The organism is Aeromonas sp. 130281, from assembly GCF_056642115.1.
On record NZ_JBWVQS010000003.1, the window covers coordinates 93,667 to 109,724 of the forward strand.

Sequence of the window (16,058 nt, forward strand, 5' to 3'; positions counted from 1 at the left end):
GCGCCCTCGGGTGCCTTGTTGCTATCTGGTCGGGTGGGCGGCGGGCTTGCCGGGGTCTCCCTTCTCCCCTTGCGGGAGAAGGGCCGGGGATGAGGGGCTATGCCTTCGCGGGTCCGGCGGTGATCATCGCCAGCCTGGCGCTGAAGATCCCATCCTCCAGCCGGGTCTCAATCTGCCAGCCCAGCTTCTCGCAGATGCGCTGGATGATGGTGAGGCCGCAGCCGTAGCCCAGGATCTGATCCGGCGCCGCCGCCGTCGGGTTGCTGATGGTGAGCACCTGACCCTGAAGCGCGATCTCGATGTGACCCTCGGCGTAGCTCAGGGCATTCTTCAGCAGGTTGCCGAGCGCAATGGCGAGCAATGAGAGGGGGGCCTGCACCTCGCTCTGCTCGTCCAGATTGAGGCGGATGTCCAGGTTCTCGCGCTGCAGCAAGGGGGCGAGGCGCGCCAGCTCCCGCTGGATCAGCGGTGCCACCCATTGCGGGGGGCGCTCGACCGCCTCCTTGCGCCCCAGCAGCAGGAAGGTCTCGGTGAGCAGGGCCATCTCGTCGCTGGCGGCGCGAATGCGGCTGGCGGCCCGGGCGGCGGGGGCGGGCAGGTCGCTCACCTTGCCGAGCAGGGCGGCCGAGCCCTGGATCACCATGTTGGGGGTGCGCAGCTCATGGCTGGCGAAGCGGCTGAACTCCTGCTCCCGGGCGAACACGGCGGCCACCTCGTGCTTGCCCGCCAGCAGCGCCAGCTCGATCTCCCGCAGCTCCTGCCAGGGGGCGTCCGGCACGAAGTCGACCTGATCCGGGGTGAGGTGGGCGACGCGCTGACGCAGCCTGTCCAGGGGCCGGGTGATGTGGCGCACCAGCCAGATGCCGAACGCTATGCAGCCGAGCAGCAGGGCCAGCCCGATCAGCCGGGTGACCAGGTGCAGCCTGTCTTCGTAAGGATCCAGGTAGTCGTCGGCGTCGTCGTTGAACACCAGATAGAGCAGGCCCTGGCCAGAGGGGTGGGCGCGCACCAGGAAGTGTTTGTCCTCCTCCCCCAGCTGGTGCTCGAAGAAGCCAGGGGTCTGGTAGGGTTTCAGCCAGGCCGGCAGGCGTCCCGCCTCCGTCCAGTAGCTTGAGAACTGGCGCGGGCTGGGGGCGGGGGCCGCCTGGCCGAGCCGCAGCCAGTCATCGTTGTAGCGAGTGACCTCGGCCTCCAGCCAGTGGCGCAGGCTGAGCTCCTCCATCTTGTTCTCGGCCACCACCATCAGCAGGCTCAGGATCAGCAGCAGCAGCAAGCCGGCACCGCCCAACGCCAGGATCAGGCGCTGGCGCAGGCTCGGCAGGCTCAAGGCTTGCTGGCTTGGGGGGGCAGGGGGGGTCATGGTTTGACCAGCCGGTAGCCCTGGCCGTGCACTGTCTCCAGCATGGGGCTGGGGAAGGGCTTGTCCAGGGCGTTGCGCAGGGCATAGATGTGGCTGCGCAGGGCGTCGGAGTCGGGCTCCTCATCGCCCCAGACGGTGTCGAGCACCTCCTGGCGCGTCACCAGCTGGGGGGCCCGTTTCACCAGCAGGGTGAGGATCTGGAACGGGATCTTGCCGAGCTTGAGCTCCACTCCAGCGCGGGTGGCGCGGCCCGCGGCGGGATCCACCTCCAGCTCGCCGAACGCCAGCGCCCCCATGTCGCTGCGGGGGCCGCGCAGGGCCAGGGCCTGCAACCGCACCTCCAGCTCCTCCATGGCGAACGGTTTGACCAGGTAGTCATCGCCCCCCGCCTTGAAGCCTGCCAGCTTGTCCTCCAGGCTGTCGCGGGCGGTGAGAAAGAGCACAGGGGTGGCGATGCCGTCCGAGCGCAACCGCTCGACGGTGCGCAGGCCGTCGAGGCGCGGCATCATGACGTCCATGATGATGACGTCGAAACGCTGCTCGGCCAGCAGCTGCAGGGCGGCCTGGCCGTGATAGGCACAGTCCACCCTGTGCCCGGCCAGCTCCAGATAATCCATGACGGTCTCAGCCACCTGGGGACTGTCTTCCACCACCAGTATTTTCATGCTCTGATCTCCTGGTTTGGGCCGAGATTTCACGGCCATTTCACACCGGATGAGACATCCTGTGTGCCAGTGTAACCCCGAGGATCCCCGATGAAGAAGTCTCTCTGCGCCCTCTGGCTATTGATTTTATTGCCCTTTGGACTGGTGCAGGCGGCCGAGTTCAAGCTGACCGGCCGCACCAGCTGGCAGCTGGGCCAGTTGATGGTCAACGGTATTCCCTTCGTGATCGATGATCAGACCCGCTTCAAGGATGGGCTGGACGAAGACGATCTCGGCGGCACCTGGGTCGATCTGGAAGGGGTGATCGAGGGGGACAGGCGGCTGGTCCGCGAGGTGGAGCCGCTGGAGGAAAAGCACGAGATGGAGCTGGAAGGGCCTGTGGCTCAGGGGCGGATCTGGGGTTATGTCACCTCGGACGACAGCCTGGCCCCCTTCGAGGGGCGCTGGCTGGAGCTGGAGTGCCGCTTCGACGGCATGCGTCTGAGCCGCTGCCGGGAGGACGACTGAGCCGCAGCACCAACCGACCGGAAAAATTGCCCGTCCAGGCCCATAGTTAAACCTCCTTGCCGGGTTGACCATGGGCCTGCTTGCTATGACCAGAACCGCCTTGTTCCTGTTGCTCTCCTTTCACGTCCTTGCCGACGAGCCCGAACTCTGGCTGGTGGAGCTGGAGCACAACGACGGTATCCGCCTGCAGTTCCAGGGGGCCGAGCTCGAGCTCGGCAGCGCCACCCTGGTGGGGGCGGCGCAGTTTGACGATCTCAGGCCCGGCATGCACCTCGCCATCCAGAGCCGGTACGGCGTGGCCGAGCAGATCCGGGTGCTCGCCACGGCGCCGGATCCGGCCCAGAGCAGCCAGTGGCTGCGGGCGGAGGACAGGCTGGTCGCCACCGCAGGAGAGAGCCTGCTGCTGCAGCAGCTGGGTGTGCTGGTGTTTGATGCCGGTACCCGCTGGGTGAACGGCAGCCGCGCCGATCTGCAACCGGGTCGCAGACTGGTGCTGAGCCGGGATGATGAGGGCCGTCTGACCGAGATCCTGATCCCCAACCCGGAAGATGAATGAAGAAATAGCGCCACAAGGTGGCGCTATTTCTGTCGCTTATTGGAAGTGTATGTTCTCGAGAGGGATCTGGATGGCGTTCCAGGAGGTGGCGCAGGGGGTCGGGCTTGGGTAGGTAAACTCGAACAGTTTCTGTTTATCCTTGTTTATCCCCTGAATGATGACACGGGTTCTATTGTCGGCTGCCGCATAGTTGATCAGAAAGTCCCCTTGGGCAGATAGCTGGTCCTGATAGATACTCGAGCAGATATCCGAATAAATACCATCGTCAAAACTCCAAATCATCTGGCCAGTTTTGTTCTGACTATCAATATCAAAGATGGCTGTCTGGCTGGTTGCGAGGTCGATGCCAGCAGGGGTGCCAGAGGGATGATTGAAACTCTTCAGACCGTTGTTGAACAGCATCAATTTCCCTTCTTTGGTGATAGATACAGCATGCTGCCCTATAGGCACTTGCCCCGAGGAGAGTGACAAGGCCAACTTTTGTAGAGAAGGGTAGGAGTACCAATGCTTGGTCTCGTCCCCCAGCAACCAGATGATCTTCCCTGTGTTGTAATCCAGTTTTACCACGAAGTTTTCACGGCTGGAGACCAGCAAGGTGTCATCGGCAGGATCATAGGTGGCTGCGTTCATGTGGAACCAGTCCACACCATTTCTGACAAAGTTGCTGGGATCATCCCCTTCCTGCACCATATATTCAGAGAATATCTTACCGAGGTCCCACTCTTTAATCACATTGCCTGACTCGTCTATCTCACTTAAAAATGACTCTATTTTTAACGCACCATCAGTTGTGCCATCGAGCTCAATCAATATACCTTTTTTGCCCGGGTCTATATTATGGTGAAAATATGCATCACTTCCCATTTTTGTGTCATTGATGACAGTGGAGTCAGTTTTTCCATAAAGTGAAATTATATCTATGGCGGCCCCGCCAGATCCCATCACTGGACGTCCAGTAATAAACATATTGTTCATAAATATCGATGCCATGGAATCTCTCTTTGTTTCCGCATCCCACCTAACTTCACCATCAATATCCATGACAATGGGATTCTTTAATCTACTTTTCAAATAAAAATAGCTATAGCTCGGTGTGGCAATTGGCTTGATGCTGATGCCAACGTTGTCATAAATACCTGCACTATCAACATAGGTGGCCGCGGGGACCATCTTCTGAAATGAGTAGATGCTGTCATCGATATATTGAATGTCTATTGTGAGTTCATTCAGATAGTCGCTGTAGAGGCCAAATATTGGAACTTGGACTCTGTTATTTGTAGAGTCAAATAGTCCATTGTTGGACAGATAGCTCCAATCATATGTGGCGGAGACAGGCTTGGCAAAATTGCCATCTTTTGTTTTTATACGGAAGGATATGTTTTTTATTTTGCCAGTATCCAGTCCATTCATATTTAATGCCGAAATAAACACTGACGTATGCTGATCATCTTCAATAACCTGTGTCGCAGGGTCATAAGCAGATTGCTCGGCCAGAGTCTTGCTGTCATTGCTACTGTCGCATCCATATAAGCCGAAGCAGCACATGCCAAGAATAAGTGTCTTTTTGTGGTTCATAATAAACATCATCCCTATGTTAATGAACAAGATTCATTGTAGTGAAAAAATCATGGTTGAGTTAAAAGATAGGCCGTATATACTGGCGCCATCTTGTCGGAGTGCTGACCGTCGAACGACGCAAAGCTGAGACCGTTAATTCGGGATCCGTGGAACCTGATCAGGTTAAGACCTGCGAAGGGAAACAAGGGTAACTTGCGAGTTGCCGCGCCGGGGGAGTAGCCACTTCCCCCTTGCCTTGAGGGGAGCCCAGGGCAAGAACAGGCGCACAGGAGGGAGGTCGTCCCGCCGCTTGCCCGTCAGGGCGGCGAATGTTCCCCGCAAGGGGGCGGGACGGCAGAGCAGGGATGATCCATCCTGCGCTCGCTCCCTCTTGAGAGCGCACCCAGATTGCAAGTTCATCACTTCTCCTCGAACTCCAGACAAGCAAACACCCATAACTTCAACCAGTTAATGTGAGTTTTGCTATGTCTACCTCTTCTGAAAACAGCAAGTCCGTGCCCGCCAGCCGCCGGGAGCAGCGCTCCAGTGCCCAGGCCTTTATCGACAACCTCAAGGGCATGGCCCATCCCAACTCCAGACGCATCTTCATTCAGGGTTCCCGTCCCGACATCCGGGTGGGGCTGCGGGAGATAGTCCTGGCCGACACCCTCGTCGGCGGCAGCAAGGAGGACCCCCAGTTCGAGCCGAATGATCCCGTGCCCGTCTACGACACCTCGGGGGCCTATGGGGACGAGCGTGCCGAGATAGACGTGCGCCGCGGTCTGCCGCGCCTGCGTGAGGCCTGGGTGCTGGAGCGTGGCGACACCGAAGCCCTGGATGATCTCAGCTCCGCCTTCACCCAGGAGCGGCTGGCGGACGAGGGGCTGGATCACCTGCGATTCGAGCATCTGCCCAAACCGCGCCGCGCCAAGGCGGGCAAATGGGTGACCCAGCTGCACTATGCCCGTCAGGGAATGGTCACCCCGGAGATGGAGTTCATCGCCATTCGCGAGAACATGGGGCGCGAGCGGGTGCGCTCCGAGCTGCTGCTGCGCCAGCATCCGGGTCAGGGCTTCGGCGCCCGCCTGCCCGAGAACATCACCCCCGAATTCGTGCGCAACGAGGTGGCCGCCGGCCGCGCCATCATCCCCAGCAACATCAACCACCCGGAAGCGGAGCCCATGATCATCGGCCGCAACTTCCTGGTGAAGATCAACGCCAACATAGGCAACTCGGCGGTCACCTCCAGCATCGAGGAGGAGGTGGAGAAGCTGGTGTGGTCCACCCGCTGGGGCGCCGACACCGTCATGGATCTCTCCACCGGCCGCTACATCCACGAGACCCGGGAGTGGATACTGCGCAACAGCCCTGTGCCCATCGGCACAGTGCCCATCTACCAGGCGCTGGAGAAGACCAACGGCATTGCCGAGGATCTCACCTGGGAGCTGTTCCGCGACACCCTGCTGGAACAGGCCGAGCAGGGGGTGGACTACTTCACCATCCACGCCGGCGTGCTGCTGCGCTACGTGCCCATGACCGCCAAGCGCCTCACCGGTATCGTCTCCCGTGGCGGCAGCATCATGGCCAAGTGGTGCCTGTCCCACCACAAGGAGAACTTCCTCTACCAGCATTTCCGCGAGATCTGCGAGATCTGCGCCGCCTATGACGTGGCCCTGTCGCTGGGCGATGGTCTGCGCCCGGGTTCCGTCTATGACGCCAACGACGAGGCCCAGTTCGCCGAGTTGCGCACCCTGGGCGAGCTCACCAAGATTGCCTGGGAGTACGATGTCCAGGTGATGATAGAGGGGCCGGGTCACGTCCCCATGCACATGATTGAGCGCAACATGACGGAGCAGCTGGAGCACTGCCACGAGGCGCCCTTTTACACGCTCGGCCCGCTCACCACCGATATCGCGCCGGGTTACGATCACTTTACCTCCGGCATAGGCGCCGCCATGATCGGCTGGTATGGCTGCGCCATGCTCTGCTATGTCACCCCCAAGGAGCACCTGGGGCTGCCGAACAAGGAGGACGTGAAGCAGGGGCTCATCACCTACAAGATCGCCGCCCACGCCGCGGATCTTGCCAAGGGGCACCCGGGCGCCCAGATCCGCGACAACGCCATGTCCAAGGCGCGCTTCGAGTTCCGCTGGGAGGATCAGTTCAACCTGGCGCTGGATCCCGAGACTGCTCGCGCCTACCACGACGAGACCCTGCCCCAGGAGTCCGGCAAGGTGGCCCACTTCTGCTCCATGTGCGGCCCCAAGTTCTGCTCCATGAAGATCACCCAGGACGTGCGCGACTACGCCGCCAAGCTGGAAGCGGTCGAGGTGAAACTGGTGGGCATGGATGGCCAGCAGGAGCGGGTGGTGGCCGAGGTGGAGAGCGGCATGCACCGCATGGCAGAGACCTTCAAGGAGAAGGGGGGCGAGCTCTATCATCAGGCGGCGGCCCTCAAAGAGGAGCGGGAAGAAGCATGAGCAGCAAGCCCATCGTCTGGACCATAGCCGGTTCAGATTCCGGGGGCGGTGCCGGCATCCAGGCCGATCTGCATACCATGCACGCCCTCGGGGTGCACGGCTGCTCCGTCATCTCCGCCATTACCGCCCAGAATTCGGTGGCGGTGAAGATGGTGGATCCGGTGCTGATGCAGACCTTCTGCGCCCAGATCGACGCCCTCGGCGTCGATCTGCCCCCGGCCGCCATCAAGATCGGTCTGCTGCCGACCCGGCTCCATGTGGAGGTGCTGGCCCGGCGGCTCGATACGATAAGCGCCCCCTTCGTGGTCTATGATCCCGTGGCCATCGCCAGCACAGGCACCCCCATGGCGGAGCCCAACATGCTGGCGGCGGTGCGCGAGCACCTGCTGCCACGCCTCTCCTTGATCACCCCCAACGGCCCCGAGCTGGAGGCCCTGACCGGCATTCCGGCGACCACCCCCGCCCTGGTAAGGGCGGGCGCGGCCAGGCTGCGGGAGCTCGGTGCCCGCGCCGTGCTGGTCAAGGGCGGTCACCTTGAGTGGAGCGGGGATCTCTGTCTGGACTACTACCAGGACGAGCACCGCGAGTTCTGGCTGGCCGCGCCACGGCTCGATACCCGCCACGGTCACGGCACCGGCTGCTGTTACGCCAGCGCCATCGCGGCTGTGGTGGCACTGGATTATCCGGTGGAGGATGCCATCACCCTGGCGCGCGCCTATCTGCAGCAAGGGCTGGCAGGGGCGCAGGGGGTGGGAGCGGGCCCAGGCCCCATCGCCCATCTCGGCTGGCCCGGGGATCTCGCCCACTTCCCCCGCGCCGTGCTGGCAGGATCAACGCTGGATCGCCGCTTCGGACTTTATGAAACAAGCAGCGCACGCCTGCCCCAGGGGCCCTTTGCCCAGACCGAACACTGTCTCGGCCTCTACCCGGTAGTGGATTCGGTCAAGTGGCTCAAGCGGCTGCTGGAAGCCGGGGTCAGGACACTGCAACTGCGCATCAAGGCGCTGCCCGCCGCCCAGGTGGCGCCGGCGATCGCCGAGGCGGTGGCCCTGGGGCGCCGCTTCGGGGCTCGGCTCTTCATCAACGACTACTGGCAGCAGGCCATAGCCGCGGGTGCTTACGGTGTGCATCTGGGTCAGGAGGACATGGAAACGGCGGATCTCGCCGCCATCCAGGCCGCCGGCCTGCGCCTTGGCATCTCCACCCACGGCTACTTCGAGCTGATGCGGGCCCGCGAACTGGCTCCGTCCTATATCGCGCTCGGCCATATCTTCCCCACCAATACCAAGCAGATGCCGTCCCGCCCCCAGGGGCTGGTGCGGTTGCACCACTACCGCGGCCTGATGGCGCAGTGGCCCACGGTCGCCATCGGCGGCATCGGCGAGGATCGCGTGGCGGCGGTCAAGGAGAGCGGGGTCGGCAGCATCGCCCTGGTCTCGGCCATCACAGGGAGCGACGACTGGCGGGGGGCCACCGCCCGCCTGCTGGCCGCCGTGGGGGCCGGGGATCCGGCGTGCTCCGCCATCCCGGCAAAGGAGGTGGCACATGCTCTCTGACGAGGCGTCGCTGAGCGACGAAGAGTACCTGAGATACGGCAGGCAACTGATGCTGGCTGAGATAGGGGAAGAGGGGCAGGCGCGGCTGAAAGCCAAGTCGGTGCTGATCGTCGGCCTGGGGGGGCTCGGCTCGCCGCTGGCCCTCTATCTCGCCGGGGCCGGGGTGGGCACGCTCTGGCTCGCCGATGGCGACACCCTGGATTCCAGCAACCTGCCGCGCCAGATCCTGTTCGACGGGGAGGGGCTGCGCCGCTCCAAGGCGGAGCTGGCCAGGGAGCGGTTGGCGGCCCACAACCCCCACGTCGAGCTGATTGCCATCAACCAGCGCCTCGATGGGGCCAGCCTGCCGGGGTTCGTGGCCGAGGTGGATCTGGTTGTCGACTGCTGCGACAACCTCGCCAGCCGCCACGCCATCAACGCCGCCTGCGTCGAGCAGGGCAAGCCCTGGATCTCGGCGGCCGCTGTCGGCTGGCAGGGTCAGCTGATGGCGCGCAGCGCCCCTGAGCATGCCTGCTACGCCTGCCTCTACCCTGCGGATACCGAAGTAAGGGAGAGCTGCCAGAGCAGCGGCATCACCGGCCCCCTGGTGGGGGTGATGGGCTCATTGCAGGCGCTGGAAGCGCTCAAGCTGCTGCTCGGGCGCCCCAGCCCGGTGGCGGGCACATTGCGCCGCTTCGATGCCCTGACCCATGAGTGGCAGTGCCTGCGCCTGCCCGCCGACCCCGACTGCCCGGTCTGCGGCAGCACCAACCCGGCCCTGAAGGATTAACCATGAAGATCCGATTGAACGATATCGAGCTGACGCTGCCCACCGGCCAGCGCCTGACTGAGCTGCTGGCGGTGCAGGAGATTGCCCCCCAGGGGGTGGCGGTGGCCCTCAACGGCGCCGTGCTGCCCCGCAGCCGCTGGCCAGAGACCCGCCTCAATGACGGGGACGAGATCCACCTTTTCACCGCCATCGCCGGAGGCTGAGATGCTGACCATAGCGAACCATACCTTCTCATCGCGCCTCTTTACCGGCACCGGCAAGTTTGCCCGCCCCGACCTGATGGCGGCCGCCATAGCGGCGAGCGGCTCCCAGCTGGTGACCATGGCTATCAAGCGCCTCGAGCCCGGCAAGCGCCACGACGACATCCTGAGCCCCTTGCTGGCCCTCGGGGTCAAGCTCTTGCCCAACACCTCGGGGGCCAAGACGGCCGCCGAGGCGGTGTTTGCCGCCCACCTGGCCCGGGAGGCGCTGGGGACGAACTGGCTCAAGCTCGAGATCCACCCCGATCCCAAATACCTGCTGCCCGACCCCATAGAGACCCTCAAGGCCGCCGAACAACTGGTGAAGGAGGGTTTCGTGGTGTTGCCTTACTGCGGCGCCGATCCCGTGCTCTGCAAACGGCTCGAAGAGGTGGGTTGCGCCGCCGTGATGCCGCTGGGCGCCCCCATCGGCTCCAATCAGGGGCTGGTGACCCGGGAGTTCCTTTCCATCATCGTCGAGCAGGCCAATATCCCCGTGGTGGTGGATGCGGGCATAGGGGCGCCGAGCCACGCCGCCGCCGCCTTCGAGCTGGGTGCCGACGCCGTGCTGGTGAACACGGCCATTGCCGTGAGTGGGGATCCGGTGGCCATGGGCCGCGCCTTCGCGCTGGCCTGCGAGGCTGGTCGCAGTGCCTATGAGGCGGGCCTCGGGGCGCGCGGCAGCCAGGCCCAGGCCTCCAGCCCGCTCACCGACTTTCTGGGGGCGCTATGAGTCATGAGGCTGGAACGATGAGTGACTTCGAGCCTTTCGCACCACCCCAAGTGCGCCCGAGTGATAGCCCCCCTCTCCCTCTGGGAGAGGGGTTGGGGGTGAGGGCTGAGGAGCCTTCCTTTATCGACCGCTGGCAGGAGCTTGACTGGGACGACGTGGGCATGCAGATCCGCGCCAGGACGGCCCTGGATGTGGAGCGTGCCCTGAGCGCACCGCGCCGCACCCTGAGCGATTTTATGGCGCTGATCTCCCCGGCCGCCGGGCCCTTCCTGCCCCGGATGGCGGAGCTGGCGGAGCGCCTCACCCGCCAGCGTTTCGGCAATACCGTGGGTTTTTACGTGCCCCTCTATCTGTCGAACCTGTGCGCCAACGACTGCTCCTACTGCGGCTTCTCCATGAGCAACCGTTTGAAGCGCAAGACCCTGAACAGCGAAGAGATCGAGCGCGAGTGCCTGGCCCTCAAGGCGCGGGGTTTCGACAGCGTGCTGCTGGTGACCGGCGAGCACGAGACCAAGGTGGGCATGGACTACTTTCGCGAGCATCTGCCGCGGATCCGCCGCCACTTCAGCACCCTGGCGATGGAGGTGCAGCCCCTGTCGCAGGCCGAATATGCCGAGCTGAAAAGCCTCGGCCTCGACGCCGTCATGGTCTACCAGGAGACCTACCACGCCCCCGCGTACGCCCGCCATCACCTGCGCGGCAACAAGCAGGATATCGCGTGGCGCCTCGCCACCCCGGATCGGCTGGGGCGCGCCGGCATCGACAAGATTGGCCTGGGGGCGCTGATCGGCCTGTCACCGGACTGGCGCGCCGACAGCTACTTCGTGGCCGAGCACCTGGCCTGGCTGGAGCGCCACCACTGGCAGAGCCGCTATTCCCTCTCCTTCCCGCGTCTGCGCCCCTGCACCGGGGGGCTGGAGCCCGAGGTGACCATGTCGGATCGTCAGCTGGTGCAGCTTATCTGCGCCTGGCGCCTCTTCTCGCCGACCCTGGACTTGTCCCTCTCCACCCGGGAATCCCCGGCGTTTCGCAACGGCGCCCTGCGCCTTGGCATCACCCAGATGTCGGCGGAGTCGCGCACCCAGCCCGGCGGCTATGCCGAGGGGGATGCAGAGGAACTGGAGCAGTTCGCCATCCACGACGATCGTCCGCTGGGTGAGGTCGCCGATGCCGTCAGGCAGGCTGGGTTGCAGCCGGTGTTCAAGGATTGGGAGGCGTTTTTGGGCCGATAGGGGCGGAGTTCGGCCAAACTCCGTGCCTGTGGCAAGCAGGCACGGCTGCGCCGTGCAATCGTAGGGTCGATTAGCCGGTAGGCGTAATCGTCCGTTCCGAGGAATGGTGTTGGCGGCAGGAGCCGTTGTGTGGTGGCACGGCCTTGCCGTGCAGGACGCGAGGCCACTGGCCTCGAAGGGGTTTCGCCCGCCCTTCGGGCTTGGGCGAGTAACTTTTCTTTGCGTGGCCAAAGAAAAGTCACCAAAAGAAAGGCCACCCCCGCCAATCCGACCGCTACGCGGTTTCCCTCGGGTCAGGTGCAAGGTCGGACGGACCGCCGCAGACGGCACATCCCTGTGCCGGCTGCGTCTGCGCCATCATCCCTGATGGCGCTCCTGACCTTGCCCCTTCCCCTCGGCGGATTGGAGGGGGAACCAAGACCGTGCCCGCCATAACCTCAGGGAAATCGTAGGGTGCAATAAGCGGAGCGCATTGCACCGCTTTTGTTTGGTGGGGAGATCGAGGTGCAATTCACTTCGTTCATTGCACCCTACGTTTTGCTTCGTTTGAACCACATTTAACAACATGTTTGATTGTGGGTTGGGCAAGGCATGGCGAATTACAAACGGGCATGGCAACCGGGGGGAACCTGGTTTTTTACGGTCGTGCTGGCTGAACGTCAGAACAACCATCTACTGGTCGAGCGGATCGATCTGCTGAGGTCAGTTGTCAGGGAGGTTCAAGAGTGCCACCCATTCCTGATCCACGGTTGGGTTGTCTTGCCCGAGCATCTACATGCACTGTTGGAGTTGCCTGAAGGGGATACCAATTTTCCGCTGCGCTGGCGTCAAATAAAAAGCAAGTTTTCACGAGGGCTCCCCAATTCAGAGGCTCGTTCAGAATCTCGCTGGCGTCGCGGTGAACGGGGCATTTGGCAGCGTCGCTATTGGGAACATTTGATCCGGGATCAGGAAGATTTCAACAATCACCTCGATTACATACATATCAACCCCGTCAAACATGGGTTGGTAACAGCCCCGAAAGATTGGCCTTATTCCACCTTCCATCGTTGGGTTCAACAGGGCAGGTATCCATTATCATGGGGCGACACCTCCATGTCAGAATATGAAGCACCATGCGAAAACAAATAAATGAAATTAACGTAGGGTGCAATAAGCGGAGCACATTGCACCGCTTTCGTAAGGATAGAGGTGTAATTCACTTCGTTCATTGCACCCTACGACTACTGCACTAAGTCACGTAACAGGGCGACTGCCTGCCGGGCGATGCCGCAGCCTTGCCGGGACTGCCGCACCCAATAGCCGATATTGCCGTAGCGATGATGGGCGGCCAGCTGGTTGATGCCGGCGCCACCCAGTAGCTGGCCGGTGGTGGCGCAGAAAATGCCCATGTCAAAGGCGCGTCCCGCCACGCGGTCCTGATCGCAGGTGGCAAACCACGCCAGCGCCTGCTCTCGGTTGAACGAGGGAGTGCACCAGCTCATCCATCTGCCGACCGTCTCGATGGATTCGTGCGCCGCGCGGACAAACTCGTCTGCATCGCCCGGCTCGAAGGGGCAAATGATGAGATTGGCGTTGGCAAGGCGCTGGAATGGCATCACTTATCCTGCTTTTTCAGGAAGTAACTGATATGCCCCGGCGGCATATCGGGCAGCTGGCCAAAGACCTCGTAGCCCTGTTTCTGGTAGAAGGGGAGGGCCTGGAAGCTGGTGGTTTCCAGATGGTAATTGGTGATGCCCTTGCTCTGGGCGTACTGCTCCATGGCGCCGAGCAGACGGGTGCCCCAGCCATCCTTGCGGATGATTTCGTCAATCCAGAGCCAGTCGACGTGCAGCCAGCCCCACTTGATGTCGGCGATGATGCCGCCGTGGACCTTGCCCTCTTCATCCTTGATAAAGCTGGCGATCCGCTCGCGCAGGTGGGTGCCTGCGTGATCCAGGTTGTAGCCTGAGAGGCCAATGCGCAGCGCTTCGATCTCATCGTCCTGAGGCGGTTGGGGTGTGGTCAATTGCATAGTGCTTCCTGCTTGATGGTGGTTGTCTCTATCGGGTTGCCGCTTCCAGCTCGGCTATCTGCCCGCGGCTGTTCAGTGCCACCTGTGCGGGCTGACCTGTTTCACCAGGCAGACAAGAAGGGGGATATCCCAACATGGCTGTCCTGGGTATGGATGTGAATGAATGGTCAGGTCTTTTCGGCGGCCATTCGCTTAAGCCCCATACCAACACTGGCAGGCGCCGTGAGCGAGAAACCGAATTGCTGATAGAGTCGATGAGCCTCCCCATCTGCCAACAAGCTGACATAGCCTGACTCCGGTACCTCGCGGGCGATATAGTCGGCGATCTCCGTCATGATCTTTTTGCCTACCCCTTGACCCTGATATTCAGGCAGCACTGCAATATCAACCACTTGATAAAATGTCCCGCCATCTCCGATGATGCGACCCATGCCGATGGCGGTCTGGCCACAAAACACCTGGACGGCAAACAGCGTATTGGGCAGACCACGCTCTGCGGCTTCAAGCGTCTTTGGGCTAAGTCCGGCTGCGGTTCGAAGATAGCGATAGGTTTCGACGGGCGGTGTTGAGTGGACGACAGTGAAAGCGGGTGTGGTCATGTTGATAACTCCAGTGGGACCTGATTGTTTTAAATTCCCATGTAACGCACTGAGCTGGTGATGGATGCGTGCTCTCCAGGGCTGTATGGGGAGGCATTTCCTCGATGCCTCCAGGTGGGCAGCTATCACCCCACCCTCTCCAACTCGCCAATGTCCCCGCCGCCGATCAAGTTCAAATTCCGGCTGATCTGCTCCACCGGCCAGTCCCACCAGGCGAGGGCGTTGAGGCGGGCTATGGTGTCGTCGTCGAAGCGGTAGCGGATCACTTTTGCGGGGTTGCCGCCGACCACGGCGTAGTCGGGGACGTCTCCTGTGACCACGGAGCGGGCGGCGATGATGGCGCCGTTGCCGACCCTGACGCCCGGCATGATCAGGGCCTCATAGCCAATCCAGACATCGTTGCCGATGACGGTATCCCCCTTGTAGGGCAGGCTACCCGGTGCGGGGGCGGCGCTCTCCCAGCCGTTTCCGAAGATAAAGAAGGGGTAGGTGGAGAAGCCGGAGCTCTGGTGGTTGGCACCGTTCATGATGAACTTTACCCCGCGGGCGATGGCGCAGAACTTGCCGATGATCAGCTTGTCGCCGATGAAGGGGAAGTGGTAGAGGACGTTGCGCTCAAAGCCTGCGGAATCCTCCGGGTCGTCGTAGTAGCTGTAGTCGCCCACCTCTATATTGGGCCCCTTGATGGTGTTCTTGATAAAGCACACCTGGGGGAAACCCTCCATGGGGTGGGGATTGACAGGGTCGGGTCCGTGCATGGGGTGCTCCTCTGGGATCTGGGCTCAGGCTACCCTAACGGAACCGGACGGCCCCTCGCCACCTTTTTGTACGGCCCGGTTCGCCAGCCTTTGTCGCCCCCGTCCCATATGCGCATCGACCCGGGGCCGGTTTGTCTCTAGCATGGAGGGGAGGCGGAGCCGGGCTCCGTCAAAATGGATGATTGACGAAGTGCGCCTTGCGCACTTCCGGTGGAGAGAAAAGATGAAGCTGCGTTCCTTGTTGATGGTGGGTGCCCTCTTGCTGGGCGGCTGTGCGGTCAATCCCTATGGGGGGACGCCTGCGCCGGTCGGCGAGCCGGACAAGCCGGTGAGCCAGCCAGAGAAACCTGTGGCCGAGCCTGACAAGGCAGAGCCGGTGCCTGCGCCCGCACCCGTGGCGCCGACCGGCTTGGCGCTCGCCATGGCGGATGCCTTTCTGAAGGCCCCCGAGGTGCAGGCGTTGAGCCTGGATGGCAGCCCTGTGCTGCTGCTGATGGCACCCCAGAACGGCACAGGGGAGCCCTTCAGTACCCAGCCCATGGCGGTGGCCATGAGCCAGCGCATTCAGGCAAACAGCGGCTTTCGCTTCGCCGATCCCGGCCAGGTGGCGGCCATCACGGGTCAGCTCGAGTACCAGCAGGGGGGCATGAACCCCGCCTCCCTGGTGCGTCTGGGCCGCCAGACCGGTGCCGGTTACATGCTCTACGGGGATCTTCTCTCCGAGGGTAGCCGCTACCGCCTCGCCATGAGCCTGATGGATCTCAAGAGCGGCGAGCTGCTCTGGAGCGGGAGCCGCTCCGCCAGCCGCTGATCCCCTCATCCCGGCCACCGAAAACGCCATCGAGCCCCTCTCGATGGCGTTTTCGTTTCAAGGCGCCAGCGTGCTCGTTGCGAGCGCCTGTCATGGGCCGAGTGGCGCCATATCCCCTCTGCGGGTACCGAAGGCGGGTCCGGGGAAATAGCCGTTCACTACCACACCTGCGGCGCAGCCACGACATTCTGGCCGTATGCGATACTGAACGGGGCGTCTATA

16 protein-coding genes, 1 pseudogene and 1 riboswitch are annotated in these 16,058 nt (G+C 62.5%); of the genes and pseudogenes, 10 read left to right on the forward strand and 7 right to left on the reverse strand.

Features of this window, described 5'->3' with window-relative positions; genetic code table 11:
• Positions 1 to 97: 97 nt before the first annotated feature.
• Together AC1IN8_RS10270 and AC1IN8_RS10275 are read right to left on the reverse strand one after the other, a co-directional pair.
• The gene (locus AC1IN8_RS10270; RefSeq protein ID WP_479758925.1) at positions 98 to 1,327 is read right to left on the reverse strand and encodes a sensor histidine kinase; all 1,230 of its coding nucleotides are present in this window, start codon (positions 1,325 to 1,327) and stop codon (positions 98 to 100) included.
• Between the two features lie 29 nt (positions 1,328 to 1,356).
• Positions 1,357 to 2,025 (reverse strand): response regulator transcription factor, encoded by a 669-nt coding sequence (locus AC1IN8_RS10275; protein WP_319912307.1) that lies wholly within the window; start codon positions 2,023 to 2,025, stop codon positions 1,357 to 1,359.
• 90 nt (positions 2,026 to 2,115) lie between these two features.
• Here AC1IN8_RS10275 and AC1IN8_RS10280 point away from each other — a divergent pair, with 90 nt between their 5' ends.
• Both AC1IN8_RS10280 and AC1IN8_RS10285 read left to right on the forward strand, forming a co-directional pair.
• Complete coding sequence (locus tag AC1IN8_RS10280; RefSeq protein WP_202047744.1) at positions 2,116 to 2,532, forward strand: hypothetical protein; 417 nt, start codon at positions 2,116 to 2,118, stop codon at positions 2,530 to 2,532.
• An 85-nt stretch (positions 2,533 to 2,617) separates the two neighbouring features.
• On the forward strand, positions 2,618 to 3,088 hold the full coding sequence (locus tag AC1IN8_RS10285; protein WP_479758803.1) for a hypothetical protein: 471 nt from the start codon (positions 2,618 to 2,620) through the stop codon (positions 3,086 to 3,088).
• Positions 3,089 to 3,124: 36 nt separating this feature from the next.
• Here the strand turns inward: AC1IN8_RS10285 and AC1IN8_RS10290 are convergent, their stop codons facing one another.
• A complete protein-coding gene (locus AC1IN8_RS10290; RefSeq protein ID WP_479758804.1) occupies positions 3,125 to 4,663 on the reverse strand; it encodes an aryl-sulfate sulfotransferase in 1,539 nt (512 codons plus the stop codon).
• A gap of 87 nt (positions 4,664 to 4,750) precedes the next feature.
• Positions 4,751 to 4,864: riboswitch (TPP riboswitch) on the forward strand.
• 266 nt (positions 4,865 to 5,130) lie between these two features.
• Between AC1IN8_RS10290 and thiC the strand changes: the two genes are divergently transcribed.
• The 7 genes from thiC to AC1IN8_RS10325 all read left to right on the forward strand — a co-directional run bounded on the left by thiC (position 5,131) and on the right by AC1IN8_RS10325 (position 12,785).
• Positions 5,131 to 7,125, forward strand: a complete 1,995-nt coding sequence (gene thiC / locus AC1IN8_RS10295; protein ID WP_479758805.1) for a phosphomethylpyrimidine synthase ThiC — start codon at positions 5,131 to 5,133, stop codon at positions 7,123 to 7,125.
• On the forward strand, positions 7,122 to 8,681 hold the full coding sequence (gene thiE, locus AC1IN8_RS10300; protein WP_479758806.1) for a thiamine phosphate synthase: 1,560 nt from the start codon (positions 7,122 to 7,124) through the stop codon (positions 8,679 to 8,681). Before thiC ends, thiE begins: the two co-directional genes overlap by 4 nt.
• Complete coding sequence (locus tag AC1IN8_RS10305; protein WP_479758807.1) at positions 8,671 to 9,450, forward strand: HesA/MoeB/ThiF family protein; 780 nt, start codon at positions 8,671 to 8,673, stop codon at positions 9,448 to 9,450. Before thiE ends, AC1IN8_RS10305 begins: the two co-directional genes overlap by 11 nt.
• Before the next feature lie 2 nt (positions 9,451 to 9,452).
• Positions 9,453 to 9,653 (forward strand): sulfur carrier protein ThiS, encoded by a 201-nt coding sequence (thiS, locus tag AC1IN8_RS10310; RefSeq protein WP_171273090.1) that lies wholly within the window; start codon positions 9,453 to 9,455, stop codon positions 9,651 to 9,653.
• 1 nt (position 9,654) lies between these two features.
• Entirely contained in the window at positions 9,655 to 10,422 is a 768-nt protein-coding gene (locus tag AC1IN8_RS10315) for a thiazole synthase (protein ID WP_319912301.1), read from the forward strand.
• A gap of 17 nt (positions 10,423 to 10,439) precedes the next feature.
• A complete protein-coding gene (thiH, locus tag AC1IN8_RS10320; protein ID WP_479758808.1) occupies positions 10,440 to 11,654 on the forward strand; it encodes a 2-iminoacetate synthase ThiH in 1,215 nt (404 codons plus the stop codon).
• Positions 11,655 to 12,245: 591 nt separating this feature from the next.
• Entirely contained in the window at positions 12,246 to 12,785 is a 540-nt protein-coding gene (locus AC1IN8_RS10325; RefSeq protein WP_479758809.1) for an REP-associated tyrosine transposase, read from the forward strand.
• A gap of 104 nt (positions 12,786 to 12,889) precedes the next feature.
• Here AC1IN8_RS10325 and AC1IN8_RS10330 read toward each other — a convergent pair.
• The 4 genes and pseudogenes from AC1IN8_RS10330 to AC1IN8_RS10345 form a co-directional block, all read right to left on the reverse strand.
• Positions 12,890 to 13,252 (reverse strand): annotated as a pseudogene (locus AC1IN8_RS10330) (GNAT family N-acetyltransferase); the annotation flags it as partial.
• Entirely contained in the window at positions 13,252 to 13,668 is a 417-nt protein-coding gene (locus AC1IN8_RS10335) for a GNAT family N-acetyltransferase (protein WP_479758810.1), read from the reverse strand. The gene AC1IN8_RS10335 and the pseudogene AC1IN8_RS10330, both read right to left, overlap by 1 nt.
• A 167-nt stretch (positions 13,669 to 13,835) precedes the next feature.
• Positions 13,836 to 14,267, reverse strand: coding sequence for a GNAT family N-acetyltransferase (locus AC1IN8_RS10340; RefSeq protein WP_319912296.1), 432 nt, complete (start codon positions 14,265 to 14,267; stop codon positions 13,836 to 13,838).
• Positions 14,268 to 14,392: 125 nt separating this feature from the next.
• Positions 14,393 to 15,025 (reverse strand): Vat family streptogramin A O-acetyltransferase, encoded by a 633-nt coding sequence (locus tag AC1IN8_RS10345; RefSeq protein ID WP_479758811.1) that lies wholly within the window; start codon positions 15,023 to 15,025, stop codon positions 14,393 to 14,395.
• A 223-nt stretch (positions 15,026 to 15,248) separates the two neighbouring features.
• Here AC1IN8_RS10345 and AC1IN8_RS10350 point away from each other — a divergent pair, with 223 nt between their 5' ends.
• Positions 15,249 to 15,836, forward strand: coding sequence for a penicillin-binding protein activator LpoB (locus AC1IN8_RS10350; RefSeq protein ID WP_479758812.1), 588 nt, complete (start codon positions 15,249 to 15,251; stop codon positions 15,834 to 15,836).
• Positions 15,837 to 16,058: the final 222 nt, after the last annotated feature.

What these genes read in the sequence shown, in the direction of transcription:
- AC1IN8_RS10275 (WP_319912307.1), bottom strand. Translation starts at nt 2,025, where the DNA reads ATGAAAATACTGGTGGTGGAAGACAGTCCCCAGGTGGCTGAGACCGTC.
- AC1IN8_RS10280 (WP_202047744.1), top strand. Translation starts at nt 2,116, where the DNA reads ATGAAGAAGTCTCTCTGCGCCCTCTGGCTATTGATTTTATTGCCCTTT.
- AC1IN8_RS10285 (WP_479758803.1), top strand. Translation starts at nt 2,618, where the DNA reads ATGACCAGAACCGCCTTGTTCCTGTTGCTCTCCTTTCACGTCCTTGCC.
- AC1IN8_RS10290 (WP_479758804.1), bottom strand. Translation starts at nt 4,663, where the DNA reads ATGAACCACAAAAAGACACTTATTCTTGGCATGTGCTGCTTCGGCTTA.
- thiC (WP_479758805.1), top strand. Translation starts at nt 5,131, where the DNA reads ATGTCTACCTCTTCTGAAAACAGCAAGTCCGTGCCCGCCAGCCGCCGG.
- thiE (WP_479758806.1), top strand. Translation starts at nt 7,122, where the DNA reads ATGAGCAGCAAGCCCATCGTCTGGACCATAGCCGGTTCAGATTCCGGG.
- AC1IN8_RS10305 (WP_479758807.1), top strand. Translation starts at nt 8,671, where the DNA reads ATGCTCTCTGACGAGGCGTCGCTGAGCGACGAAGAGTACCTGAGATAC.
- thiS (WP_171273090.1), top strand. Translation starts at nt 9,453, where the DNA reads ATGAAGATCCGATTGAACGATATCGAGCTGACGCTGCCCACCGGCCAG.
- AC1IN8_RS10315 (WP_319912301.1), top strand. Translation starts at nt 9,655, where the DNA reads ATGCTGACCATAGCGAACCATACCTTCTCATCGCGCCTCTTTACCGGC.
- thiH (WP_479758808.1), top strand. Translation starts at nt 10,440, where the DNA reads ATGAGTGACTTCGAGCCTTTCGCACCACCCCAAGTGCGCCCGAGTGAT.
- AC1IN8_RS10325 (WP_479758809.1), top strand. Translation starts at nt 12,246, where the DNA reads ATGGCGAATTACAAACGGGCATGGCAACCGGGGGGAACCTGGTTTTTT.
- AC1IN8_RS10335 (WP_479758810.1), bottom strand. Translation starts at nt 13,668, where the DNA reads ATGCAATTGACCACACCCCAACCGCCTCAGGACGATGAGATCGAAGCG.
- AC1IN8_RS10340 (WP_319912296.1), bottom strand. Translation starts at nt 14,267, where the DNA reads ATGACCACACCCGCTTTCACTGTCGTCCACTCAACACCGCCCGTCGAA.
- AC1IN8_RS10345 (WP_479758811.1), bottom strand. Translation starts at nt 15,025, where the DNA reads ATGCACGGACCCGACCCTGTCAATCCCCACCCCATGGAGGGTTTCCCC.
- AC1IN8_RS10350 (WP_479758812.1), top strand. Translation starts at nt 15,249, where the DNA reads ATGAAGCTGCGTTCCTTGTTGATGGTGGGTGCCCTCTTGCTGGGCGGC.